At 69.9% G+C, this 17595-nt stretch carries 16 protein-coding genes; 9 read left to right on the top strand and 7 right to left on the bottom strand.

The window, feature by feature from the left end; genetic code table 11:
- On the bottom strand, positions 1-1020 hold the full coding sequence (locus ACP96_RS05945) for an AI-2E family transporter (protein WP_050032615.1): 1020 nt from the start codon (positions 1018-1020) through the stop codon (positions 1-3).
- A gap of 92 nt (positions 1021-1112) precedes the next feature.
- On the opposite strand from ACP96_RS05945, the gene ACP96_RS05940 reads away from it, so the two are divergent.
- The 4 genes from ACP96_RS05940 to speB all read left to right on the top strand — a co-directional run bounded on the left by ACP96_RS05940 (position 1113) and on the right by speB (position 3877).
- Positions 1113-2282 (top strand): aminotransferase class I/II-fold pyridoxal phosphate-dependent enzyme, encoded by a 1170-nt coding sequence (locus ACP96_RS05940; protein ID WP_050032614.1) that lies wholly within the window; start codon positions 1113-1115, stop codon positions 2280-2282.
- Position 2283: 1 nt separating this feature from the next.
- Positions 2284-2556, top strand: a complete 273-nt coding sequence (locus tag ACP96_RS05935; protein ID WP_050024734.1) for a hypothetical protein — start codon at positions 2284-2286, stop codon at positions 2554-2556.
- A 103-nt stretch (positions 2557-2659) separates the two neighbouring features.
- A complete protein-coding gene (locus ACP96_RS05930; protein WP_050024732.1) occupies positions 2660-3037 on the top strand; it encodes a translation initiation factor IF-5A in 378 nt (125 codons plus the stop codon).
- A gap of 9 nt (positions 3038-3046) precedes the next feature.
- A complete protein-coding gene (speB, locus tag ACP96_RS05925) occupies positions 3047-3877 on the top strand; it encodes an agmatinase (RefSeq protein ID WP_050032613.1) in 831 nt (276 codons plus the stop codon).
- 36 nt (positions 3878-3913) lie between these two features.
- Here speB and ACP96_RS05920 read toward each other — a convergent pair whose 3' ends face one another.
- Together ACP96_RS05920 and ACP96_RS05915 are read right to left on the bottom strand one after the other, a co-directional pair.
- Positions 3914-4165 (bottom strand): hypothetical protein, encoded by a 252-nt coding sequence (locus tag ACP96_RS05920; protein WP_004046310.1) that lies wholly within the window; start codon positions 4163-4165, stop codon positions 3914-3916.
- A gap of 137 nt (positions 4166-4302) precedes the next feature.
- Positions 4303-5955: an amidohydrolase gene (locus ACP96_RS05915; protein ID WP_050032612.1), complete on the bottom strand. Its 1653-nt coding sequence runs from the start codon at positions 5953-5955 to the stop codon at positions 4303-4305.
- Between the two features lie 81 nt (positions 5956-6036).
- Here ACP96_RS05915 and ACP96_RS05910 point away from each other — a divergent pair, with 81 nt between their 5' ends.
- The gene (locus ACP96_RS05910; protein WP_050024727.1) at positions 6037-6486 is read left to right on the top strand and encodes a universal stress protein; all 450 of its coding nucleotides are present in this window, start codon (positions 6037-6039) and stop codon (positions 6484-6486) included.
- A gap of 126 nt (positions 6487-6612) precedes the next feature.
- Positions 6613-7044 carry a universal stress protein gene (locus tag ACP96_RS05905; protein ID WP_050024725.1) on the top strand — a complete coding sequence of 144 codons (432 nt, stop codon included), beginning with the start codon at positions 6613-6615 and terminating at the stop codon, positions 7042-7044.
- Between the two features lie 39 nt (positions 7045-7083).
- Here the strand turns inward: ACP96_RS05905 and ACP96_RS05900 are convergent, their stop codons facing one another.
- Both ACP96_RS05900 and ACP96_RS05895 read right to left on the bottom strand, forming a co-directional pair.
- Positions 7084-8289: an inorganic phosphate transporter gene (locus ACP96_RS05900; protein ID WP_050032611.1), complete on the bottom strand. Its 1206-nt coding sequence runs from the start codon at positions 8287-8289 to the stop codon at positions 7084-7086.
- Between the two features lie 128 nt (positions 8290-8417).
- Entirely contained in the window at positions 8418-8786 is a 369-nt protein-coding gene (locus tag ACP96_RS05895) for a hypothetical protein (protein ID WP_050032609.1), read from the bottom strand.
- A gap of 122 nt (positions 8787-8908) precedes the next feature.
- Here ACP96_RS05895 and ACP96_RS05890 point away from each other — a divergent pair, with 122 nt between their 5' ends.
- Positions 8909-10306: a DEAD/DEAH box helicase family protein gene (locus ACP96_RS05890; protein ID WP_050032608.1), complete on the top strand. Its 1398-nt coding sequence runs from the start codon at positions 8909-8911 to the stop codon at positions 10304-10306.
- Positions 10307-10349: 43 nt separating this feature from the next.
- Here the strand turns inward: ACP96_RS05890 and ACP96_RS05885 are convergent, their stop codons facing one another.
- Together ACP96_RS05885 and thiC are read right to left on the bottom strand one after the other, a co-directional pair.
- Positions 10350-11867: a DUF790 family protein gene (locus ACP96_RS05885; protein WP_050032606.1), complete on the bottom strand. Its 1518-nt coding sequence runs from the start codon at positions 11865-11867 to the stop codon at positions 10350-10352.
- A gap of 88 nt (positions 11868-11955) precedes the next feature.
- Positions 11956-13404, bottom strand: a complete 1449-nt coding sequence (gene thiC, locus ACP96_RS05880; protein ID WP_050032605.1) for a phosphomethylpyrimidine synthase ThiC — start codon at positions 13402-13404, stop codon at positions 11956-11958.
- Between the two features lie 111 nt (positions 13405-13515).
- Between thiC and ACP96_RS05875 the strand changes: the two genes are divergently transcribed.
- Both ACP96_RS05875 and rqcH read left to right on the top strand, forming a co-directional pair.
- Complete coding sequence (locus ACP96_RS05875) at positions 13516-15273, top strand: tRNA uridine(34) 5-carboxymethylaminomethyl modification radical SAM/GNAT enzyme Elp3 (RefSeq protein ID WP_050026813.1); 1758 nt, start codon at positions 13516-13518, stop codon at positions 15271-15273.
- Positions 15274-15365: 92 nt separating this feature from the next.
- Complete coding sequence (rqcH, locus tag ACP96_RS05870) at positions 15366-17573, top strand: ribosome rescue protein RqcH (RefSeq protein ID WP_050032604.1); 2208 nt, start codon at positions 15366-15368, stop codon at positions 17571-17573.
- Positions 17574-17595 lie beyond the last annotated feature (22 nt).

Here is a 17595-nt window from a genome sequence, read left to right as displayed (position 1 = left end):
TCAGTCGACCGACCCCCCGACCTCCCCGACCCGGTCCGGCTGAGCACCGCGCTCGGAGAGCATGTCGATCACTTCGAGCAGCAGCGACACGACGAGGGGCCCGACGATGAGCCCGACCGCGCCGAGCGTGAGGATGCCGCCGACGAACCCGACGAAGTACAGTCCCGGGGAGATCTTACCGGTCCAGTCGGCGAGTTGCGTCCGGATCACCGCGTCGGGGACGAAGGCGACGACGACGAGGCCGAGCACCAGCACGGCGATCGCCCGCGCGGTCTCCCCGACGAGGAGGTCGCCCGCGGTCAGCGCGACGACGAGCACGCTGGGGCCGACGACGGGAATGAACTGGAGAACCCCCGCGATGACGGCCAGGAGGGCGGGCGAGTCGTACCCGAGGATCGCGAACAGCGCGAACGCGAGGACGAACGTCCCCGCCGCCGTCGCCGCCTGCAGGACGTAGATCGAGTACAGCGTCTCACGCGTCCGCTCGTGGAGCCGCGTGGGGATGTCGTGGTACTCCGCCGGGACAACGCCGAAGACGGCGGTCCCGACCGCCCTCGGCCGGTAGAGGAGCCCGTACACGAGGAACGTGAACACGACGAGTTCCAAGACGAGCCGCGGCGCCGCGGCCGCAACCGCGAGCGCGACCTGTCGGATCCACACCTCGGCGGCCGCCACGTACGGCACCGTCTCGATGACCAGCTCGAACTCGCCCACGCTGATCGGGACGACGTCGGGGATCTGCCCGAGGATCTCGATCAGTTCCGCCCGCCGCCGATACAACACGTAGAGCAGCGGAACCACGAGAAGCACCGCGGCGAGGAAGGCGATGACGGTAGTGACGACGCACGCGATCCGGCTGGACACCCCCCGCCCGACGAGCCGCTTTCGGACCGGGTACAGCACGTACGCGACGGTGACCGCGAAGACGACGGTCCGCAGTACTTCCGCCAACACGACCGCGGCGAGGGCGGCCAACACGACGAGCAGCGCGCCCAGCAGTCGACCCCGGTTGAGAACCATGGTGAGGGATCGCATCCGCCGGCAAAAGTCGTTTGCATGGCGGTGTCCCGAGGGACCGTAGCACCTAACCTCGCGCCCGCCCGAAGGCGGGTATGCGCATCGACCCGTTCGGCCTCGAACGCTGGTTCGCGGAGTACGAACACGAGGCCGACATCATGTTGGCCGAAAGCGGGATCCGGTCGCTGGACGCGGACCGGTTCGACCTTGACCCGGGCCGGCTCGACTACGTCATCCCGACGAACGGTGACCCCGACTTCCGCGCGTCGGTCGGCGAGCGGTACGGCCGGAGCGCCGACGAGGTGCTGTTCACCTGCGGGACCCAAGAGGCGAACTTCCTGACGTTCCTCTCGCTGCTCGGCGACGAGAACGCCGTCGTCGGCGAGGGCGGCGCGGACGACCCCGAGACGGGCGGCGCGTCGGGAGTCGGATCCGGCACCCACGCGGTTGTCGTCACGCCCACCTATCAGGCCCTCCACGCGGTCCCCGACGCGTTCGGCGAGGTGACCCGCGTCGAGCTGGAGCCGCCCGAGTGGGAGCTCGATCCGGAGGCGATAGCCGACGCCGCCCGCGACGACACCGCCGTGATCGTCGTGAACAACCCGAACAACCCCACCGGTCGGTACCACGACGAGGCGGCGATGCGGGCCGTCTACGACGTGGCAGTCGACCACGACGCGTACCTCCTCGCCGACGAGGTGTACCGCCTGCTGGCCGAGGAGCCGCGGCCCCCGGTGGCGAGCTTCGGGTCCCACGGAATCTCGACGACGAGCCTCACGAAGGCGTACGGGCTCGCCGGGCTCCGGTTCGGCTGGATCGCCGGCCCCGAAGCCGTCGTCGAGCGCGCGTGGCGCTGGAAGGACTACACCACCATCTCCCCGAGCCTGTTCGGCCAGCACGTCGCGAAGCAGGCGCTCGGGCGACGCGAGCCGAACATCCTGACGGAGAACCGCGAGCTGGCGGAGACGAACCGCGCGATCGTCGCCGACTGGCTGGACCGCCACGGCCTCGACTGGTACGACCCGGTCGGCGTCAACGGGTTCGTCACGGTGCCCGACGGGTTCGACGACGGCGAGGCGTTCTGTCGGGCTGTCGTCGAGGCGGAGAGCGTCGTGCTCGCGCCCGGCGGGCTGTTCGGTTTCCCGGGCCGGTTCCGGATCGGGTTCGGACTCCCGACCGAGGAGCTGGAGGAGGGGCTCGACCGCGTGAATCGCGTCATCGAGGGCGAGAGCGCGAGCGAGGCCGGCGCGGAAGGAGGTGCGTAACATGGGACTCTTCAGCGACATCAAGGAGGACGTGGTCGGCTTCGTCCGCGACCCGACCGACGAGCAGAAGGCGCTGTTCGTCGCGGTCGTCGTGATGATGATCGCCGACCGCGCGCTCTGGTGGATCGACTTCCCGTTCGTCGTTCGGACGACCGCCGCGGTCGGCGCCGGCTTCATCGGCCTCTTCGTCGCCAGCTACCTCATCACCGGGCAGTTCGTCCCGCCGGACGGAGACGCCGACGAGGACGAGTACGTCGACGAGATGGATCCCTAATGGGCTCACAGCCGAAGCGGCTCCAGCCCGCCGATCCCGGTCCGCCGATCCCCCGCGACGGCGTTCCAAACCGTTTATACCCGCGCCTCCGGAAGTAGCGCTTATGCCGCGAGAGCAGAAGCAGGTTCGCGAACTGCAGGAGGGAAGCTACGTCATGATGGACAGCACGCCCTGTAAGATCAACCACTACAGCACAGCCAAGCCCGGAAAACACGGGAGCGCGAAGGCGCGCGTCGAGGGCAAGGGCGTCTTCGACGACAGGAAGCGCTCGCTCTCGCAGCCGGTCGACGCCAAGGTCTGGGTCCCGATCATCCAGCGGAAGCAGGGCCAGGTCGTCTCCGTTTCCGGAAACGACGCCCAGATCATGGACCTGGACACCTACGAGACGTTCACCATGCGAGTCCCTGAAGACGAGGACTTCAACTCCGACGACAACATCGAGTACCTGGAGTACGAGGGCCAGCGCAAGGTCGTCGGGTAACCGAGGCCGATGTTCCCGGGAGCGACGACCGACCGCGACGCTGCTTCGTACGTGGTCGTCGGCGCTCCCTTAGACGCCACGACCACCTTTCAGCCGGGCACCCGGTTCGGACCGGACCGGATCCGGCGCTTCGCCGAGACCTACGACGACTACGACCACAGGACTGACAGCGACTTCTCCGCGCTCGGCGTCTGTGACGCCGGCGACGTGCGCCCGTGGGACGACGTAGCGGAATACCTCGACCACCTCGCCGCCGAACTACGGAGCGTCATCTATGACGACGCCGTTCCCCTGCTCGTCGGCGGCGAACACACCGTCACGCACGCCGGCGTCGAGGCGGTCGATCCGGACGCCCTCGTCGTCTGCGACGCTCACCTCGACCTGCGCGACGCCTACGACGGGAACCCGCTGAGCCACGCCTGCGTCACCCGGCGCGCCCTCGACGACCTCGGCGTCGACCGCGCCGTGATCGTCGGCGCGCGCACCGGCTCCGAGGCGGAGTGGGACCGCGCCGCCGACGCCGACGTGACGGTCGTCCCGCCCGAGGACGCCCGGGCGTGGATCGACGGCGTCGACGCGGACACATTTAAAAACGAAACCGTCTACTGCTCGGTCGACATCGACGGCCTCGACCCCGGTTTCGCGCCGGGCACCGGGACGAAAGAGCCGTTCGGGCTCGACCCGCGGGAGGTCCGCGACCTCGTCCGCGCGGTCGCGCCCGCCGCGGACGGGTTCGACGCCGTCGAGGTGAACGACCGCGACAACGGGCAGGCGGCGGCGCTGGCCGGCAAGCTCCTCCGGGAGTTCGTGCGGTCGCACGCGGCAGGCCGAGCCGAGTGAGCCGCCCCGCCGCTCGGCGGCGCTTCCTTTCGGTCGCTACGACAGCTCCGAGAGCCGCCGCCGCGCCGCGGTCACCGCCTCCACGGCGTCGATCCACTCGCGCGGGTCCGTACACCAGATGCGGTCGCCCTCGACGCTGACGCAGAACACGGACTCGCTGGAGGGCGCGAGGGTGACCCGGTCGACGTCGGGGCGGTCGCCGAGGTAGGAGTCGATCAGGCGTCGAGCCGTCTCGGCCTCGGACCGGAGGCGACTGCCGGCGGCGTACTCGATGGCGATCTCTGCCATGCCACCGCGTAGAACCTACACGATTAATAACCATCGTCTTCTGGCAGCGCTTGCGGCGTTTCGTGACGGGGCTCGGCCCGGCGCCGCGCTCGCCGCCGTCGGATGCCGTCCTCACCGCCCGTCAGATGCCGCCGCCGTCACCGCCCGTCGTACACGACCTCGCCGTCGACGACCGTCATCGAAACGTCGATCTCGCGGACCGCGGACGGCTCCTCCCACGGCGACGCGTCGAGGACGGCGAAGTCGGCGCGCTTGCCGGGTTCGACCGTGCCGAGCCGGTCCTCGTCGAACCCCGCGTACGCCGCGCCTCGGGTGTACGCGCGCAGCGCCTCGGTCACCCCGAGCTGCTGCGCCTCGTCCGGGGCGTTGACGGCGTGGTGGACGCCGAGCAGGGGGTCCATCGGCATCCCGTCGGAGCCGAACGCGAGGCGGACGCCCGCGTCGAGCATGTCGCGGTAGCGGTTCGTCGCGGCGGCGCGTTCCGGCCCGAGCCGGGCGTCGTAGAGCCCGTCCTCGCCCGCCCACTTGAGGAAGTTCGGCTGGACACTGGCGATGACGCCCGTCTCCGCGAGCCGCTCGATCGCGGCGTCGTCTGCGAGTTCGACGTGTTCGATCCGGTGGCGCGCCTGGCCGGGATCGGTCTCGGAGACCTCCTCGTAGGCGTCGAGCACGGCGTCGACCGCCTCGTCGCCGATAGCGTGGGCGGTGAACTGGTAGCCCGCCGCGGTCGCGTCTTCGACGGTCGCCGCCAGCTCGTCCGGGTCGACGACCCACTGGCCGGTCTCCTCGGGGGCGTCCGCGTACGGCTCCGAGAGCCTCGCGGTCCGTCCGCCGAAGCTCCCGTCGGTGTACGACTTGATCGCGCCGGTCTCGACCATCTCGCTCCCGGCGTTCGTGGACAGGCCGACCTCGCGGAGCGCGTCGAGGTGGTCGCTCCAGTAGTTGATCCGGACGCGCGCGGTCAGTTCGTCGGCGGCGTCCAGATCGCGGTAGACCCGCGGGGCGCGGGAGCTCCTGACCATGTCGTGAAAGCCCGTGATCCCCTTCGCGGCGCAGTCGTCGAGCGCGGTCTCCACGACCCGGCGGGTCGCTTCCGGCCCCGACTCGACCGCCTCGTAGACCGGGTCGATCGCGCTCTCCAAGAGGACGCCCGTCGGCTCGCCCGCGTCGTCGGTCGGGACCGTCTCTCCGGGGACGCTCGCAAACTCGTCCGCGAACCGGTCGAGGACGACCCCGTTGACCGCGGCGACGTGCATGTCTTCCCGGAACGCCGCGACCGGGCGCTCCGTCGAGACGCGGTCGAGATCCGCGCGGGTCAGGTAGCGGTCCTCGTCCCACCCCGACTCGTCGTAGCCGTAGCCGAGCGCCCAGTCGTCCGTCCCGGCTTCGTCGTCGGCCGCGTCGCTCTCGCCGTCGCCCCCGTCGATCCCGTCGTCGGCCGCGTCACAGCTGCTCTCCTCGGTTTCCACTTCCGCCGCGCGCTCCGCCAGCAGATCGACCGCCTCGTCCGGCGAGTCCGCGACGGAGAGGTCGGCGTGGACGAGGTAGCGTCCGACCGTCGTCAGGTGGGTGTGCGCGTCGACGAAGCCGGGGAGGAGCACGCGCCCGTCGAGGTCGACCACGTCGGTGTCGACGCCCGCGAGCAGTTCCACGTCGTGGGTCCGCCCGGTCCGGACGACCTCCCCGTCCCGCACGGCGACGGCCTCGCGGACCGCGTCGCCACCCGAATCCGGGTCTGCGAGCGTGTGTACCTCTCCGTTCACAAAGATCCGGTCCGCGGCCTCGGTCATGGGAATTCGGGGGGCACACAGCGTGTTAACCGTTCGGGAAACGGCGAACGATTTATTCGGTAACGGGGAGAACTCTCGCGTATGTACGATCAGATACTGCTCCCCACGGACGGTAGCGAGGGCGTCGACCGCGCGATCGACCACGCGATCGACGCCGCCGAGCGCTACGGCGCGACCCTCCACGTGTTGTACGTCGTCGACAGCGACGTCGTCAACGCGTACTCCGGCGACGAGTTCGTCGACGGCTCGGAGGGCGCCTCCGAGACGCTCGAGGACCGCGGCCGCGAGGCGCTCGACGAGGTGGCGTCCCACGCCGCGGACGCCGGCGTCGACACGGTCACCGAGCTGGTGTACGGCGTTCCCCACGAGGCGATTCTCGAATACATCGACGACGAGGACATCGACCTGACGGTGATGGGATCGAAGACCCGGTCGGGGAACTACCGCCGGATGCTCGGCTCGGTCACCGAGCGCGTCTCCCGGCAGTCGACCGCGCCCGTGAGCATCGTGAAGACGACGGTCTCGGAGTAGGTGGCACCGAAGGCGGGTGAGCCATCGCCGGATTCTTTCCGGCGAGAGGCGATCGCTCACCGCGTCGTGACCATTCGTGTGTCAGACGATCACTACCGATTTGTGTAAGCGGGTTCAAGACGGCGTATGGCGCCATCGCACGTCCTCGTCCCGCTCGACGGATCGCCGCTGGCGGACGAGGCGCTCACGCAGGCGCTCGAACTGTTCGACCGTCGGGTGACGGTCCTGAACGTCGTGACGCCGATCGACGCGGCGATGAGCGAGGGAGGGATACTCGAACCCGGGGAGGAGCGTCGCGAGGCCGCCCGCGACCGCGCCGCCCGCGTCGTCGAACGAGCGAAGACGCGGGCGGCCGAGGTCGACCGAGAGGTTGAGACTGCGGTGGAGACCGGCGATCCGGCCGAGGCTATCCTCGGGTACGTCGACGCCCACGACGTCGATCACGTCGTCATGGGAGGGCACGGGGGCGAGCGGGGGAGTATCGCTCGCCGGCTGCTCGGAACAGTGGCGACGACTGTCGTCTCCGAGGCCCCCGTGACCGTGACCGTCGTTCGCTGATCTCGCTCACTTCACTCGTCTCAACCCCACCTCCAGACCTCACCCGCCCAGCACCGCGGCGAAGACCTTGTAGAGCCCGAACCCGATCGCAATCGAGGCGACGAGCGTGATGAGCCAGAACGCGAGGGTGACCCCGATCTTCCGACGAGACACGCCGGCCGAACCGCCGGCGAGTCCCCCGCCGATGACGCCGGAGATGATGATGTTGTTGAACGAGATCGGGATCCCCAGCGAGATCGCCAGCTGCGCGATAATGAAGCCAGGGACCAGCGCGGCGATGGAGCGCCTGACTCCCAACTGCGCGTACTCGCGCGAGGTCGCCTGGAGCAGTTTGGGCGCCCCCATCCACGCGCCCGCGAGGATGCCGGTCGCGCCGAGCGCGAGCAGGACGATTCCGGGCACCCCGAGCTCGACCCCGTAGAGGTTCTCGAGCGGACCGGTTGCCAGCCCGACCTGACTGCCGCCGCTGGAGAAGGCGACGACGCTCCCGAGGACGATGAGGAACGTCCGGATACCGCCCTCGACCGACGCCTGGGTCCGCCGGCGAATGAGCACGAACCACGCCGCGGCGGCCGCCAGCGTGACAAGCACCACGACGGGGTCGACGCCGGCGGCCGTCGGCGTCTCGACCTGTCGCGCGAGGAACCCCGCGACGGAGCTCTGGCTCGCGTCGGGCGGCGACGGGATGACGCCCAGTTGGACGTTGGCGATGATGCCGCCGACGACGGCCGCGAGCAACGGAACACCGACCGTCTCCGGGATGTCGTCGCGTCGGAGGACGGTGGCGGTGAGATAGGCGAGCCCGCCCGAAACGGGAGGGACGAGCGCCCAGAAGAGCGCGATCCGGCGGTAGGTGTCGATGGCGGGGTCGCCGCCGAGCGAGAGCCCGACGCCGACCATCGCGCCCGTCGTCGCGAACGCCGCCGGGACCGGGTAGCCGGTGTAGACGCCGAAGGCCATGAACCCGGTCGCCGTCAGCAGCCCAGCCGTCGCCGCCAGCGACGTTATCTGGACCCCGTTTATAAGTCCCGCCCCCACCGTCTCGGAGATCGCTCCGCCCTGCGTGAGCGCGCCGAGCGCGGCGAGGATGCCGATGAGGAAAGCCGCTCGCATCGTCGAGATGGCGTTGGCACCGATCGCCGGCGCGAACGGCGGCGAGTTGCTGTTGGCACCGAGCGTCCACGCCGTGGCGAGGCTGGTGAGCGTCGCCAGCACCACGAGCGCCCAGAAGACGGCACCCGCCACGCTCACCGTCCTCCGCTGACGGGGGTTCGAGCCATGTCACCCACTTCGGCGGAGGCGGTGATTAAACGTTCCCCCGACGAGTCCGAGGCGGAACCAACGAGCCGGCTATCTGCCCGCCACAGTGTCGATCAGATCGCGCCGAGCGACCGGACGAAGGGCACGCCGACCGCGTCGACCCCCGCGAACGGGAGCACGGCCAGCACGAGCACCGCCGACGCCCACGCGACGAACCCGATGATCCCCGCGTGGACCCACGAGGTACCGTAGCGCGCCCGGATGACCCAGATCCACGCGAGAAGCGGGAAGAACTCGCCGACCAGCGGGACCCACGAGAGGAAGAAGGCGGTGAGCCCCCAGACGACCGCGCCCACGAGCGCCGTGAACACGGCGTGGCCGTAGTCGCGGGTGCCGGTGACGACCGCGGCGGCGATGAAGATTGCCAGCCCGCCGACGAGCAGGCTGACGACGAAGGTGACGGCCGATCCGATGAGACTCATGGTCGCCCGTTTCGGAGCGAGGCACTTGGGGGCGTCGCCGTCGCCGCGCGGGGAGCGACTTTCGTCCGCGCGCGGCGGACGGAGGCGGTGACCCTTTGTAAGTCGGTCGGCAACGTCCGGCGATGGACGTCCGGCTGACCTACGAGAACGGGACGATCCGGGTCGCCCCCCGGGTGGAGGCTCCCACCGACGGCGACGCCCTGGCGTCGCTCCCGCCGCTCCCCGGCGTCGAGAGCGATCCGCGTTCCGGGACGGGTCGCGCGCCGGCCCACCGCTACGCCGCGATCCGCCGAGCCCTGGAGGTCGCCGGGGCGAACGTCGAGGACCGCGTGCTGGACGCGAGCGACCGCGCGGGAGCGGACGCGGGGCTCGACGACGGCCTCTCGACCGACTACGACCTCCGCGAGTACCAGCGCGAGGCGCTCGACGCGTGGCGCGACGCCGGCGACCGCGGCGTGATCGAACTCCCGACCGGAGCCGGCAAGACCGTGATCGCGATCCGCGCGATGGTCGAACTGGGCGTACCGACGCTCGTGGTGGTTCCCACGGTCGACCTCTTGGACCAGTGGCAGCGGGAGCTGGAGGCGGAGTTCGACGCGCCGATCGGTCGGTTCGGCGGCGGCGAGCAGCGCCGCGAGGCGATCACGGTGTCGACGTACGACTCGGCGTACCTGAAGGCCGAGGACGTGGGCGACGCCTTCGAGTTCGTCGTCTTCGACGAGGTCCACCACCTCGGCGGCGAGGGGTATCGGGACGCTGCGCGGCTGCTCGCGGCGCCCGCGCGGCTCGGGTTGACAGCGACGTTCGAGCGCCCCGACGGCGCCCACGAAACGGTCGCGGAGCTGATCGGCGACCGCGTGTATTCGCTCGACGCCGACGACCTCGCGGGCGACCACCTCGCGCCGTACGACATCCGCCGGATCGAAGTGGAGCTGACGCCGGACGAGCGCGAGCGCTACGACGAGAAGCAGGGCACCTTCGTCGAGTACGTCCGCGACGCGGGGATCACGTTCACGAGCGGGAGCGACTACCGAGAACTCGTGAAGCGCTCCGGCAACGACCCGGCCGCCCGCGAGGCGCTGCTGGCGAAGAACGAGGCCCGGGAGATCATGATGAATGCGCGCCGGAAGATCGACCGACTCGAGTCGATCCTCGACCGCCATCGCGACGACCGGGTGATCGTGTTCACCGCTCACACCGACCTCGTCTACCGGCTCTCCGAGCGGTTCCTGCTGCCCGCGATCACCGCCGAGACGGGGGCGAAGGAGCGCCGCGAGGTTCTGGAGCGCTTCCGCGAGGGGACCTACGGTCGAGTCGTCGCCGCCAACGTCCTCGATGAGGGCGTCGACGTGCCCGACGCGAACGTCGCGGTCGTCCTCTCCGGGTCGGGCAGCGAGCGGGAGTTCACGCAGCGGCTCGGGCGAGTCCTCCGTCCGAAGGAGGACGGGGGACGAGCGATCCTCTACGAGGTCGTCAGCGCGGAGACGGCCGAGGAGCGGGTCGCGAGCCGACGACGGTAAGCGGTGTCGGCCGACGGCGCTGTCGATCGCGTGGTTGGGTAGTTCACTTTCCCTTCTCTCGCAGCGTCCCGCCACTGAGCCCCTCCCACTCGACCCGGAACCCGAGCCGCGAGAGCGCGGCGCTCGCGTCGTCGATCCCGCGGCCGTCGAGGATCGACTCGGCCTCCGTGAGCGCCGTGCCGACCGCCAGTTCCTCGCCCGCCGCCTCCAGCACCGCGGGCCGCACGAGGGACCGACCGACCCGCTCGTGGTCCGGGAACGACTTGCCCTCGATCGCCTCGACGCTCACGCCGTATTCGTCGGCGAGGTCGTCGAGGCCGATCGCGTCCGCGTCCGGCGACAGCGACTCGGGGAGGTCGGCGGCCGCGTCGGCGACGAACTCGGCCTCGTACTCGCGGAGCACGTCGACGATCGCTTTCACGCGGACCGTTCCCGAGTAGCTCACCACGCGGTGGTCGCGGGCGGCGATCTCCTCGCCGACGCCGAGGCTCTCGTCGACGGCGACCAAGAGATCCACGTCCTCCACCTCCGCGAGCTGGCCGAGCTTCTTCTCGACGTACTCGGGGGTCCAGAAGCCCATCACCTCGAAGAACAGCCGGAAGTCGGCGTGGTCGTAGTCGAACGCGAAGTCGGGGATCATCACCCGCGTTCCGGTTTCGAGGGGTTCCGGCTCGCGCACGAGCGTCCAGTCGAGGTCGAGCCCGCGGAACCGCCCGGCGAAGTCGGCCTCGACGCCGCTGTCGAAGTCGGGCTCGGCGACCGGCTCGACGCCCGGAACCGTCACGTCGCCGTCGGAGAGGCGCATCGTGCGCTCGCGGCCGCGGTCGTCTATCGTCGCCTCCAGCGACCAGTCCGCGGACTCCGCGACCGTCCGGAGCAGTCTCGCGAACGCGGTCCCGTAGCGTCGGGTGCGCGAGAACAAGGCGTCGGGACCGGTGACGACGAGCTCGCGGCCCTCGGGAGTCTTCTCCACCTCGTACATCAGTCGGAGCCGCTTCACCGCGGAGACGAGCCGCTTCGGGTCGTTCGACCGCACCCGGACCTCGGTGGCGTCGAACAGCGCGGTCTGGGCTAAGGAGAGGTCGTACTGCTCCAAGAGCGAGTCGGGGCCCCACCGCACGTCGGCGTCGACGAGGACCTCGTTGACGCCGCGGTCGGCGTACAGCGACGCCTCCACGTCGCCGGGGTCGATCCCGAGCGCGTCGGCGGCGCGGTCGACCGCGGTCTCGCGTTCCGCCTCGCTCGCGACCCCCACCGCCTCCGCGGCCTCGAACGCGGCCCGCCGGACGCGACGCGGCGGGACCGGCGCCCGCGTCTCGAAGGCGCACTCGCGTTCGACGAGCGCGGCGAGTCCCCGGACGAGCTTGAAGTCGCCGCCGGACTCGGCGGCGTCGGCCTCCAGCGCCGCCAGCGCGTCGTCGAGGTCGCCGCGTCGCTCACCGACGTGGGACTCGAAGGTCCCGAGGACGCGCGCCGCGAGCGGGCGGTGTTCGCGGGTCGCGAAGCGCGGGCGGTACCCGCCGCCGGCCCGGGAGACGCGCAGGAGGTCCTTGCGTAGCACGCTCTCGTGGTTCGGTCCGGTCGACCTAAAACGGGCGGATCCGGTCGACGACGGCGAGGGACGTTCAAGAGCGACGGCCGATGGCGAATCAGTCGTCGGCGTGCCCCGTTTCCGGCGTGAACGTGACGCCGTCGATCTCGATCTCGTCCGGAACGCGGTCGGTGTCGTGCGATCCGACCGGGGGCAGGTTCACCGCGGCGGCGGCAGACGCGTCGAGGTCGGTCTCGCCGTCGATGGCGCCCATCTCGCCGTCCGCGTCTCGGGCGTCCTGATCGATGCGCATCGAGCAGAACTCCGCGCCGCACATCGAGCAGAACCGCGCCTCCTTGTAGTTGTCCCCGGGGAGCGTCTGATCGTGGGAGGACCGCGCGCGGTCGGGATCGAGCGCGAGGTCGAACTGCCGGGCCCAGTCGAACTCGTAGCGCGCCTCCGAGAGGGCGTCGTCCCAGTCGCGCGCGCCCGGAAGCCCGTTGGCGACGTCGGCGGCGTGGGCGGCGATCCGGTACGCCGCGAGGCCGTCTCGCACGTCCTCAGCGTCGGGGAGCCCGAGGTGTTCCTTCGGCGTGACGTAGCAGAGCATCGCCGCGCCCGCACGCGCCGCCTCGGTCGCGCCGATCGCGCTCGTGATGTGGTCGTAGCCGGGAGCGATGTCGGTCACGAGCGGCCCGAGCACGTAGAACGGCGCGCCGTCGCACACTTCCTGCTGCCGGTCGACGTTGTCGGCGATCTCGTCCATCGGGACGTGGCCGGGGCCCTCCACCATCACCTGCACGCCGTGGTCCCACGCGACGCGAGTCAGCTCGCCGAGGGTGTCGAGCTCGGCGAACTGCGCCTCGTCGCTCGCGTCGGCGAGACAGCCGGGACGGAGGCCGTCGCCGAGCGAGACCGTCACGTCGTGTTCCGCGAGGATCTCGCAGATCTCCTCGAACTTCGCGTACAGGGGGTTCTGCGTCCCGTTCTCCTCGATCCACTGCGCGAGGATGGAGCCGCCGCGGGAGACGATCCCGGTCGTGCGACCGTCGGTCAGCGGCAGGTGCTCCAGCAGCACGCCCGCGTGGATCGTCATGTAGTCGACGCCCTGCTCGGCCTGTTTCTCGATCACGTCGAGCAGTAGCTCGTGGGTGATCGCGGCCGGGGCGTCCGCCCGCTTCACCGCCTCGTATATCGGGACCGTTCCGATCGGCACCGGCGAGTACGCGACGTTCGCCTCGCGGGTCTCGTCCAATCGCTCGCCCGTCGAGAGGTCCATGACGGTGTCGGCGCCGTAGTGAACCGCGGCGTGGAGCTTCCGGAGTTCCGCGTCGAGGTCGCTGGTCGACTCGCTGTTGCCGATGTTGGCGTTGACTTTCGTCGAGAACTCCCTGCCGATGATCATCGGATCGAGCGCGTCGTGGGCGTGGTTGTTCGGGATCACCGCCTGCCCGTCGGCGACCTGCCGACGGACGAACTCGGGTTCGCAGTTCTCTCGCTCCGCCACGCGCTCCATCGCGGGCGTGATCTCTCCGTCTCGGGCCCGCTGGATCTGTGTCGCCGCCATTGATTACTCAGTTATACCACTAGTTAATATATTCTTGGGTGGGCGGTTCGACGGTCTCCACTGGACGCGGGTGCGACACGCTTAACCGCGAAACACGTCGATCGAAGGGTAATGAGTACCGACGCGGCAGGTGACGCGGACGCCGAGAGCGAGGGCGGCGACGCCGGGGCGGAGTCCGGCGGTGAGGCGACCGACGCCGAGCCCGAGGCCTTCGTCCGGACCTGCGAGCACCTCGTCGACCGGATCCTCGCCGGCGAGATCGACCGCGACGATCTGGAGTCCGCCAAGCTCGACGCCTGCTCGGAGTTCGGCTCCCCGAAGGTGCCGAAGAACACCGAGATACTGGACCACGCGCCCACGGAGGCCCGCGACGACGTGATCGAGGTCGTACAGCGGAAGCCGGTCCGGACCGCCTCCGGCGTCTCCCCGGTCGCGATCATGACCTCGCCGAAGCTCTGCCCGCACGGGAAGTGCCTCTACTGTCCCGGCGGGCCGGCCTCGGAGTTCTCCTCGGCGCAGTCGTACACGGGCCACGAGCCCGCGGCGGCACGGGGCGAGCAGAACGACTACGACCCCTACGGGCAGGTGACCCTCCGGCTCGAACAGCTCCGGAAGATCGGCCACCCGGTCGACAAGGTGGAGCTGATCCTGATGGGCGGGACGATGACCGCGCGCTCGCACGACTACCAGGAGTGGTTCGTGAAGCGCGCCCTGCAGGCGATGAACGACTACGACCTCGAGAAGGAGCCGGAGCCGGCCGAGGGGGAGTCGTTCGCGCCCGCCCCCGAGGAGACCGAGTTCGAGTACCTGGAGGACGTGATCGCGGAGAACGAGACCAACGAGATCCGCAACATCGGGACGACGTTCGAGACGAAGCCGGACTGGTGCGACCCCGAGCAGATCGACCGCATGCTCGACCTGGGCGGCACCAAAGTCGAGGTTGGCGTCCAGACCACCTACGAGCGGATAAACCGCGAGATGCACCGCGGCCACGGAAACGAGGCCTCCCGCAGCGCCAACCGCCGGCTGCGCGACGCCGCGTTCAAGGTCGGCTTCCACATGATGCCGGGCCAGCCGGGGATGACGCGAGAGATGTGTATCGAGGACTTCCGACAGATCTTCGAGAACCCGGACTGGCGGCCGGACTACCTCAAAATTTATCCGACGCTCGTCGTCGAGGGGACCCGGGTGTACGACCGGTGGCGCCAGGACTCGTTCGAGCCGCTCTCGAACGAGGAGGCGGCCGACGTGGTCGCCGAGGCGATGGACCACATCCCGAAGTACACCCGCCTCCAGCGCGTCCAGCGCGACATCCCCGCCGACTTCATCGAGGGGGGCGTCTGGAAGTCGAACCTCCGACAGCTCGCCGACCAGCGGGCCGAGGAGAAGGGCATTACCCAGCGCGACATCCGCGCCCGCGAGGTTGGCCACAACGACGCCGACCCGGACCCGGACGACGTGGTGCTCGACGTGCTCACGTACGAGGCCGGCGGCGGGACGGAACACTTCATCTCCTTCGAGGACCCCGTTCGCGACCTGCTCGTCGGATTCTGTCGCCTGCGCTTCCCATCGTTCGCGCCCGACCAGCCCGGTGCGCCGGGGACCGAAGACGACGCGATCCGCCGCGAGCTGGAGGACGCCGCGCTGATCCGCGAACTGCACGTGTACGGCAGCGAGGTCGCCATCGGCGGCGACGGCGACTGGCAGCACCAGGGGTACGGCACCAAGCTGCTCGAACGCGCCGAGGAGATGGCCCGCGACGCCGGCTACCGCAAGCTGGCGATCATCTCGGGGATCGGCGCCCGGGAGTACTACCGGAACAAGCTCGGCTACCACCAAGACGGGCCGTACGTGTCGAAGCGGCTGTAGGCGTAGGCGGGTCCGGCTGCGACCGATCTCTCGTCTGACGGCCCGCACCGACAACGACACGCCTTTTTCCGGGCCCGCTGTCTCTTTCGCGTATGGACCAGAAGCGGGAGCTGTCGAGCATCGACCTCGCGGCCCTCGTCACCGAGCTCAATCGGTACGAGGGCGCGAAGGTCGACAAGGCGTACCTCTACGACGACGACCTGCTCCGGCTGAAGCTCCGCGACTTCGACCGCGGCCGCGTCGAGCTCATGATCGAGGTCGGCGACATCAAACGCGCCCACGTCGCGGACGCCGAAAACGTCGCCGACGCGCCGGGTCGCCCGCCGAACTTCGCGAAGATGCTCAGAAACCGGATGTCGGGCGCCGACTTCGCGGGCGTCGAGCAGTACGAGTTCGACCGGATCCTCACCTTCGAGTTCGAGCGCGAGGACGAGAACACGACGCTCGTCGCCGAGCTGTTCGGGCAGGGCAACGTCGCCGCGCTCGACGAGACCGGCGAGGTCGTCGGCTCGCTGCAGACCGTCCGGCTCAAGTCTCGGACGGTCGCGCCCGGGTCGCAGTACGAGTACCCCGCCTCGCGGCTCAACCCCCTCGACGTGAGCCTCGGCGGATTTAAACGGCACATGCGCGAGTCGGACAGCGACGTGGTGCGAACCCTCGCCACGCAGCTCAACCTCGGCGGGCTCTACGCAGAGGAGGTGTGCACCCGGGCTGGCGTCGAGAAGGAGACGCCGATCGACGAGGCCACCGACGACCAGCTCCGCGCGCTCCACGAGGCGCTCGAACGGATCGGCGACCGGCTCCGCTCCGGCGACATCGACCCGCGGGTGTACGAGGAGGAACTCGACGGTGGAGACGGGGAAAACGGTGATGACGACCGCGACCCCCGCGTCGTCGACGTCACGCCCTTCCCGCTCTCGGAGCACGAGGGGCTGCCGAGCGTCGGCTTCGACTCGTTTAACGCCGCCGTCGACGAGTACTTCTACCGGCTCGAAGGCGAGGAGACCGACGCGGGCGAGGCCCCCGCTGACGCGAGCGCCTCCCGCCCTGACTTCGAGGAGGAGATCGCCAAACAGGAGCGGATCATCGAACAGCAGAAGGGGGCGATCGAGGGGTTCGAGGAGCAGGCCGAGGCGGAGCGCGAGCGCGCGGAGCTGCTGTACGCCCGGTACGACCTCGTCGACGAGGTGCTCTCGACGGTGCGGGAGGCCCGCGAGAACGAGGTCCCGTGGGACGAGATCGCGGAGACCTTAGAGGCGGGCGCAGAGCAGGGGATCCCCGCGGCGGAAGCCGTCGTCGACGTCGACGGCGGCGAGGGAACGGTGACGGTCGAGCTCGATACCGAGGGCGACGGTGACGACGGAGACACGACCCGAGTCGAGCTCGACGCGAGCGCGGGCGTCGAGGTCAACGCCGACCGGCTCTACCAGGAGGCGAAGCGGATCGAGGGGAAGAAGGAGGGCGCGATGGAGGCGATCGAGTCGACCCGGAAGGAGCTGGAGGCGGTCAAGGAGCGCAAGGCCGAGTGGGAGGCGAAGGAGGCGGCCGACGACGAGAGTCCCGGTGGCGACGGTGAGGGAGAAGACGGCGACGACGAGGAGGAGTACGAGACCGACTGGCTCTCGCGGGCCTCGATCCCGATCCGGAGCCCCGACGACTGGTACGACCGCTTCCGGTGGTTCCACACCTCGACGGGCTACCTCGTCATCGGCGGGCGCAACGCCGACCAGAACGAGGAGCTGGTGAAAAAATACATGGGCAAACACGACCGGTTCTTCCACACGCAGGCGCACGGGGGACCGGTGACGCTCCTGAAGGCCGCGGGCCCCTCGGAGTCGGCCGATCCGGTTGATTTCTCGGAGGAGACGCTGCGGGAGGCTGCGCAGTTCGCCGTCTCCTACTCGTCGGACTGGAAGGACGGGCGCGGCGCGGGCGACGCGTACATGGTCGAGCCCGATCAGGTCTCGAAGACGCCCGAGAGCGGCGAGTACATCGAGAAGGGGAGCTTCGTGATCCGCGGCGACCGCACCTACTTCGAGGACGTTCCCTGTCGGATCGCCGTCGGCGTCCAGTGCGAGCCCGTCACGCAGGCCATCGGCGGGCCGCCGTCGGCAATCGTCGACCGCGCGGCGACGAGCGTCACGCTGGAGCCCGGGATGTACGCGCAGAACGACGCCGCGATGATGGTGTACCGCGAGCTGAAGGGGCGCTTCGCCGACACGTCGTTCGTCCGGAAGGTCGCGAGCGCCGACCAGCTACAGGAGTTCATCCCCGCGGGCGGCTCCGACATCGTCGAGTGAGGCGGTCCCGCGGTCGTCGCTG

The organism is Halorubrum halophilum, assembly GCF_000739595.1.
Lineage (GTDB): Archaea > Halobacteriota > Halobacteria > Halobacteriales > Haloferacaceae > Halorubrum > Halorubrum halophilum.
This window is presented reverse-complemented; position numbering and strand designations above follow the sequence as displayed.

Excerpts from the sequence above, each read along its gene's own strand:
- ACP96_RS05895 (WP_050032609.1), bottom strand. The coding sequence starts at position 8,786 with ATGAGTCTCATCGGATCGGCCGTCACCTTCGTCGTCAGCCTGCTCGTC.
- ACP96_RS05930 (WP_050024732.1), top strand. The coding sequence starts at position 2,660 with ATGCCGCGAGAGCAGAAGCAGGTTCGCGAACTGCAGGAGGGAAGCTAC.
- ACP96_RS05910 (WP_050024727.1), top strand. The coding sequence starts at position 6,037 with ATGTACGATCAGATACTGCTCCCCACGGACGGTAGCGAGGGCGTCGAC.
- thiC (WP_050032605.1), bottom strand. The coding sequence starts at position 13,404 with ATGGCGGCGACACAGATCCAGCGGGCCCGAGACGGAGAGATCACGCCC.
- ACP96_RS05915 (WP_050032612.1), bottom strand. The coding sequence starts at position 5,955 with ATGACCGAGGCCGCGGACCGGATCTTTGTGAACGGAGAGGTACACACG.
- ACP96_RS05945 (WP_050032615.1), bottom strand. The coding sequence starts at position 1,020 with ATGGTTCTCAACCGGGGTCGACTGCTGGGCGCGCTGCTCGTCGTGTTG.
- ACP96_RS05890 (WP_050032608.1), top strand. The coding sequence starts at position 8,909 with ATGGACGTCCGGCTGACCTACGAGAACGGGACGATCCGGGTCGCCCCC.
- ACP96_RS05940 (WP_050032614.1), top strand. The coding sequence starts at position 1,113 with ATGCGCATCGACCCGTTCGGCCTCGAACGCTGGTTCGCGGAGTACGAA.
- rqcH (WP_050032604.1), top strand. The coding sequence starts at position 15,366 with ATGGACCAGAAGCGGGAGCTGTCGAGCATCGACCTCGCGGCCCTCGTC.
- ACP96_RS05920 (WP_004046310.1), bottom strand. The coding sequence starts at position 4,165 with ATGGCAGAGATCGCCATCGAGTACGCCGCCGGCAGTCGCCTCCGGTCC.
- speB (WP_050032613.1), top strand. The coding sequence starts at position 3,047 with ATGTTCCCGGGAGCGACGACCGACCGCGACGCTGCTTCGTACGTGGTC.
- ACP96_RS05875 (WP_050026813.1), top strand. The coding sequence starts at position 13,516 with ATGAGTACCGACGCGGCAGGTGACGCGGACGCCGAGAGCGAGGGCGGC.
- ACP96_RS05935 (WP_050024734.1), top strand. The coding sequence starts at position 2,284 with ATGGGACTCTTCAGCGACATCAAGGAGGACGTGGTCGGCTTCGTCCGC.
- ACP96_RS05905 (WP_050024725.1), top strand. The coding sequence starts at position 6,613 with ATGGCGCCATCGCACGTCCTCGTCCCGCTCGACGGATCGCCGCTGGCG.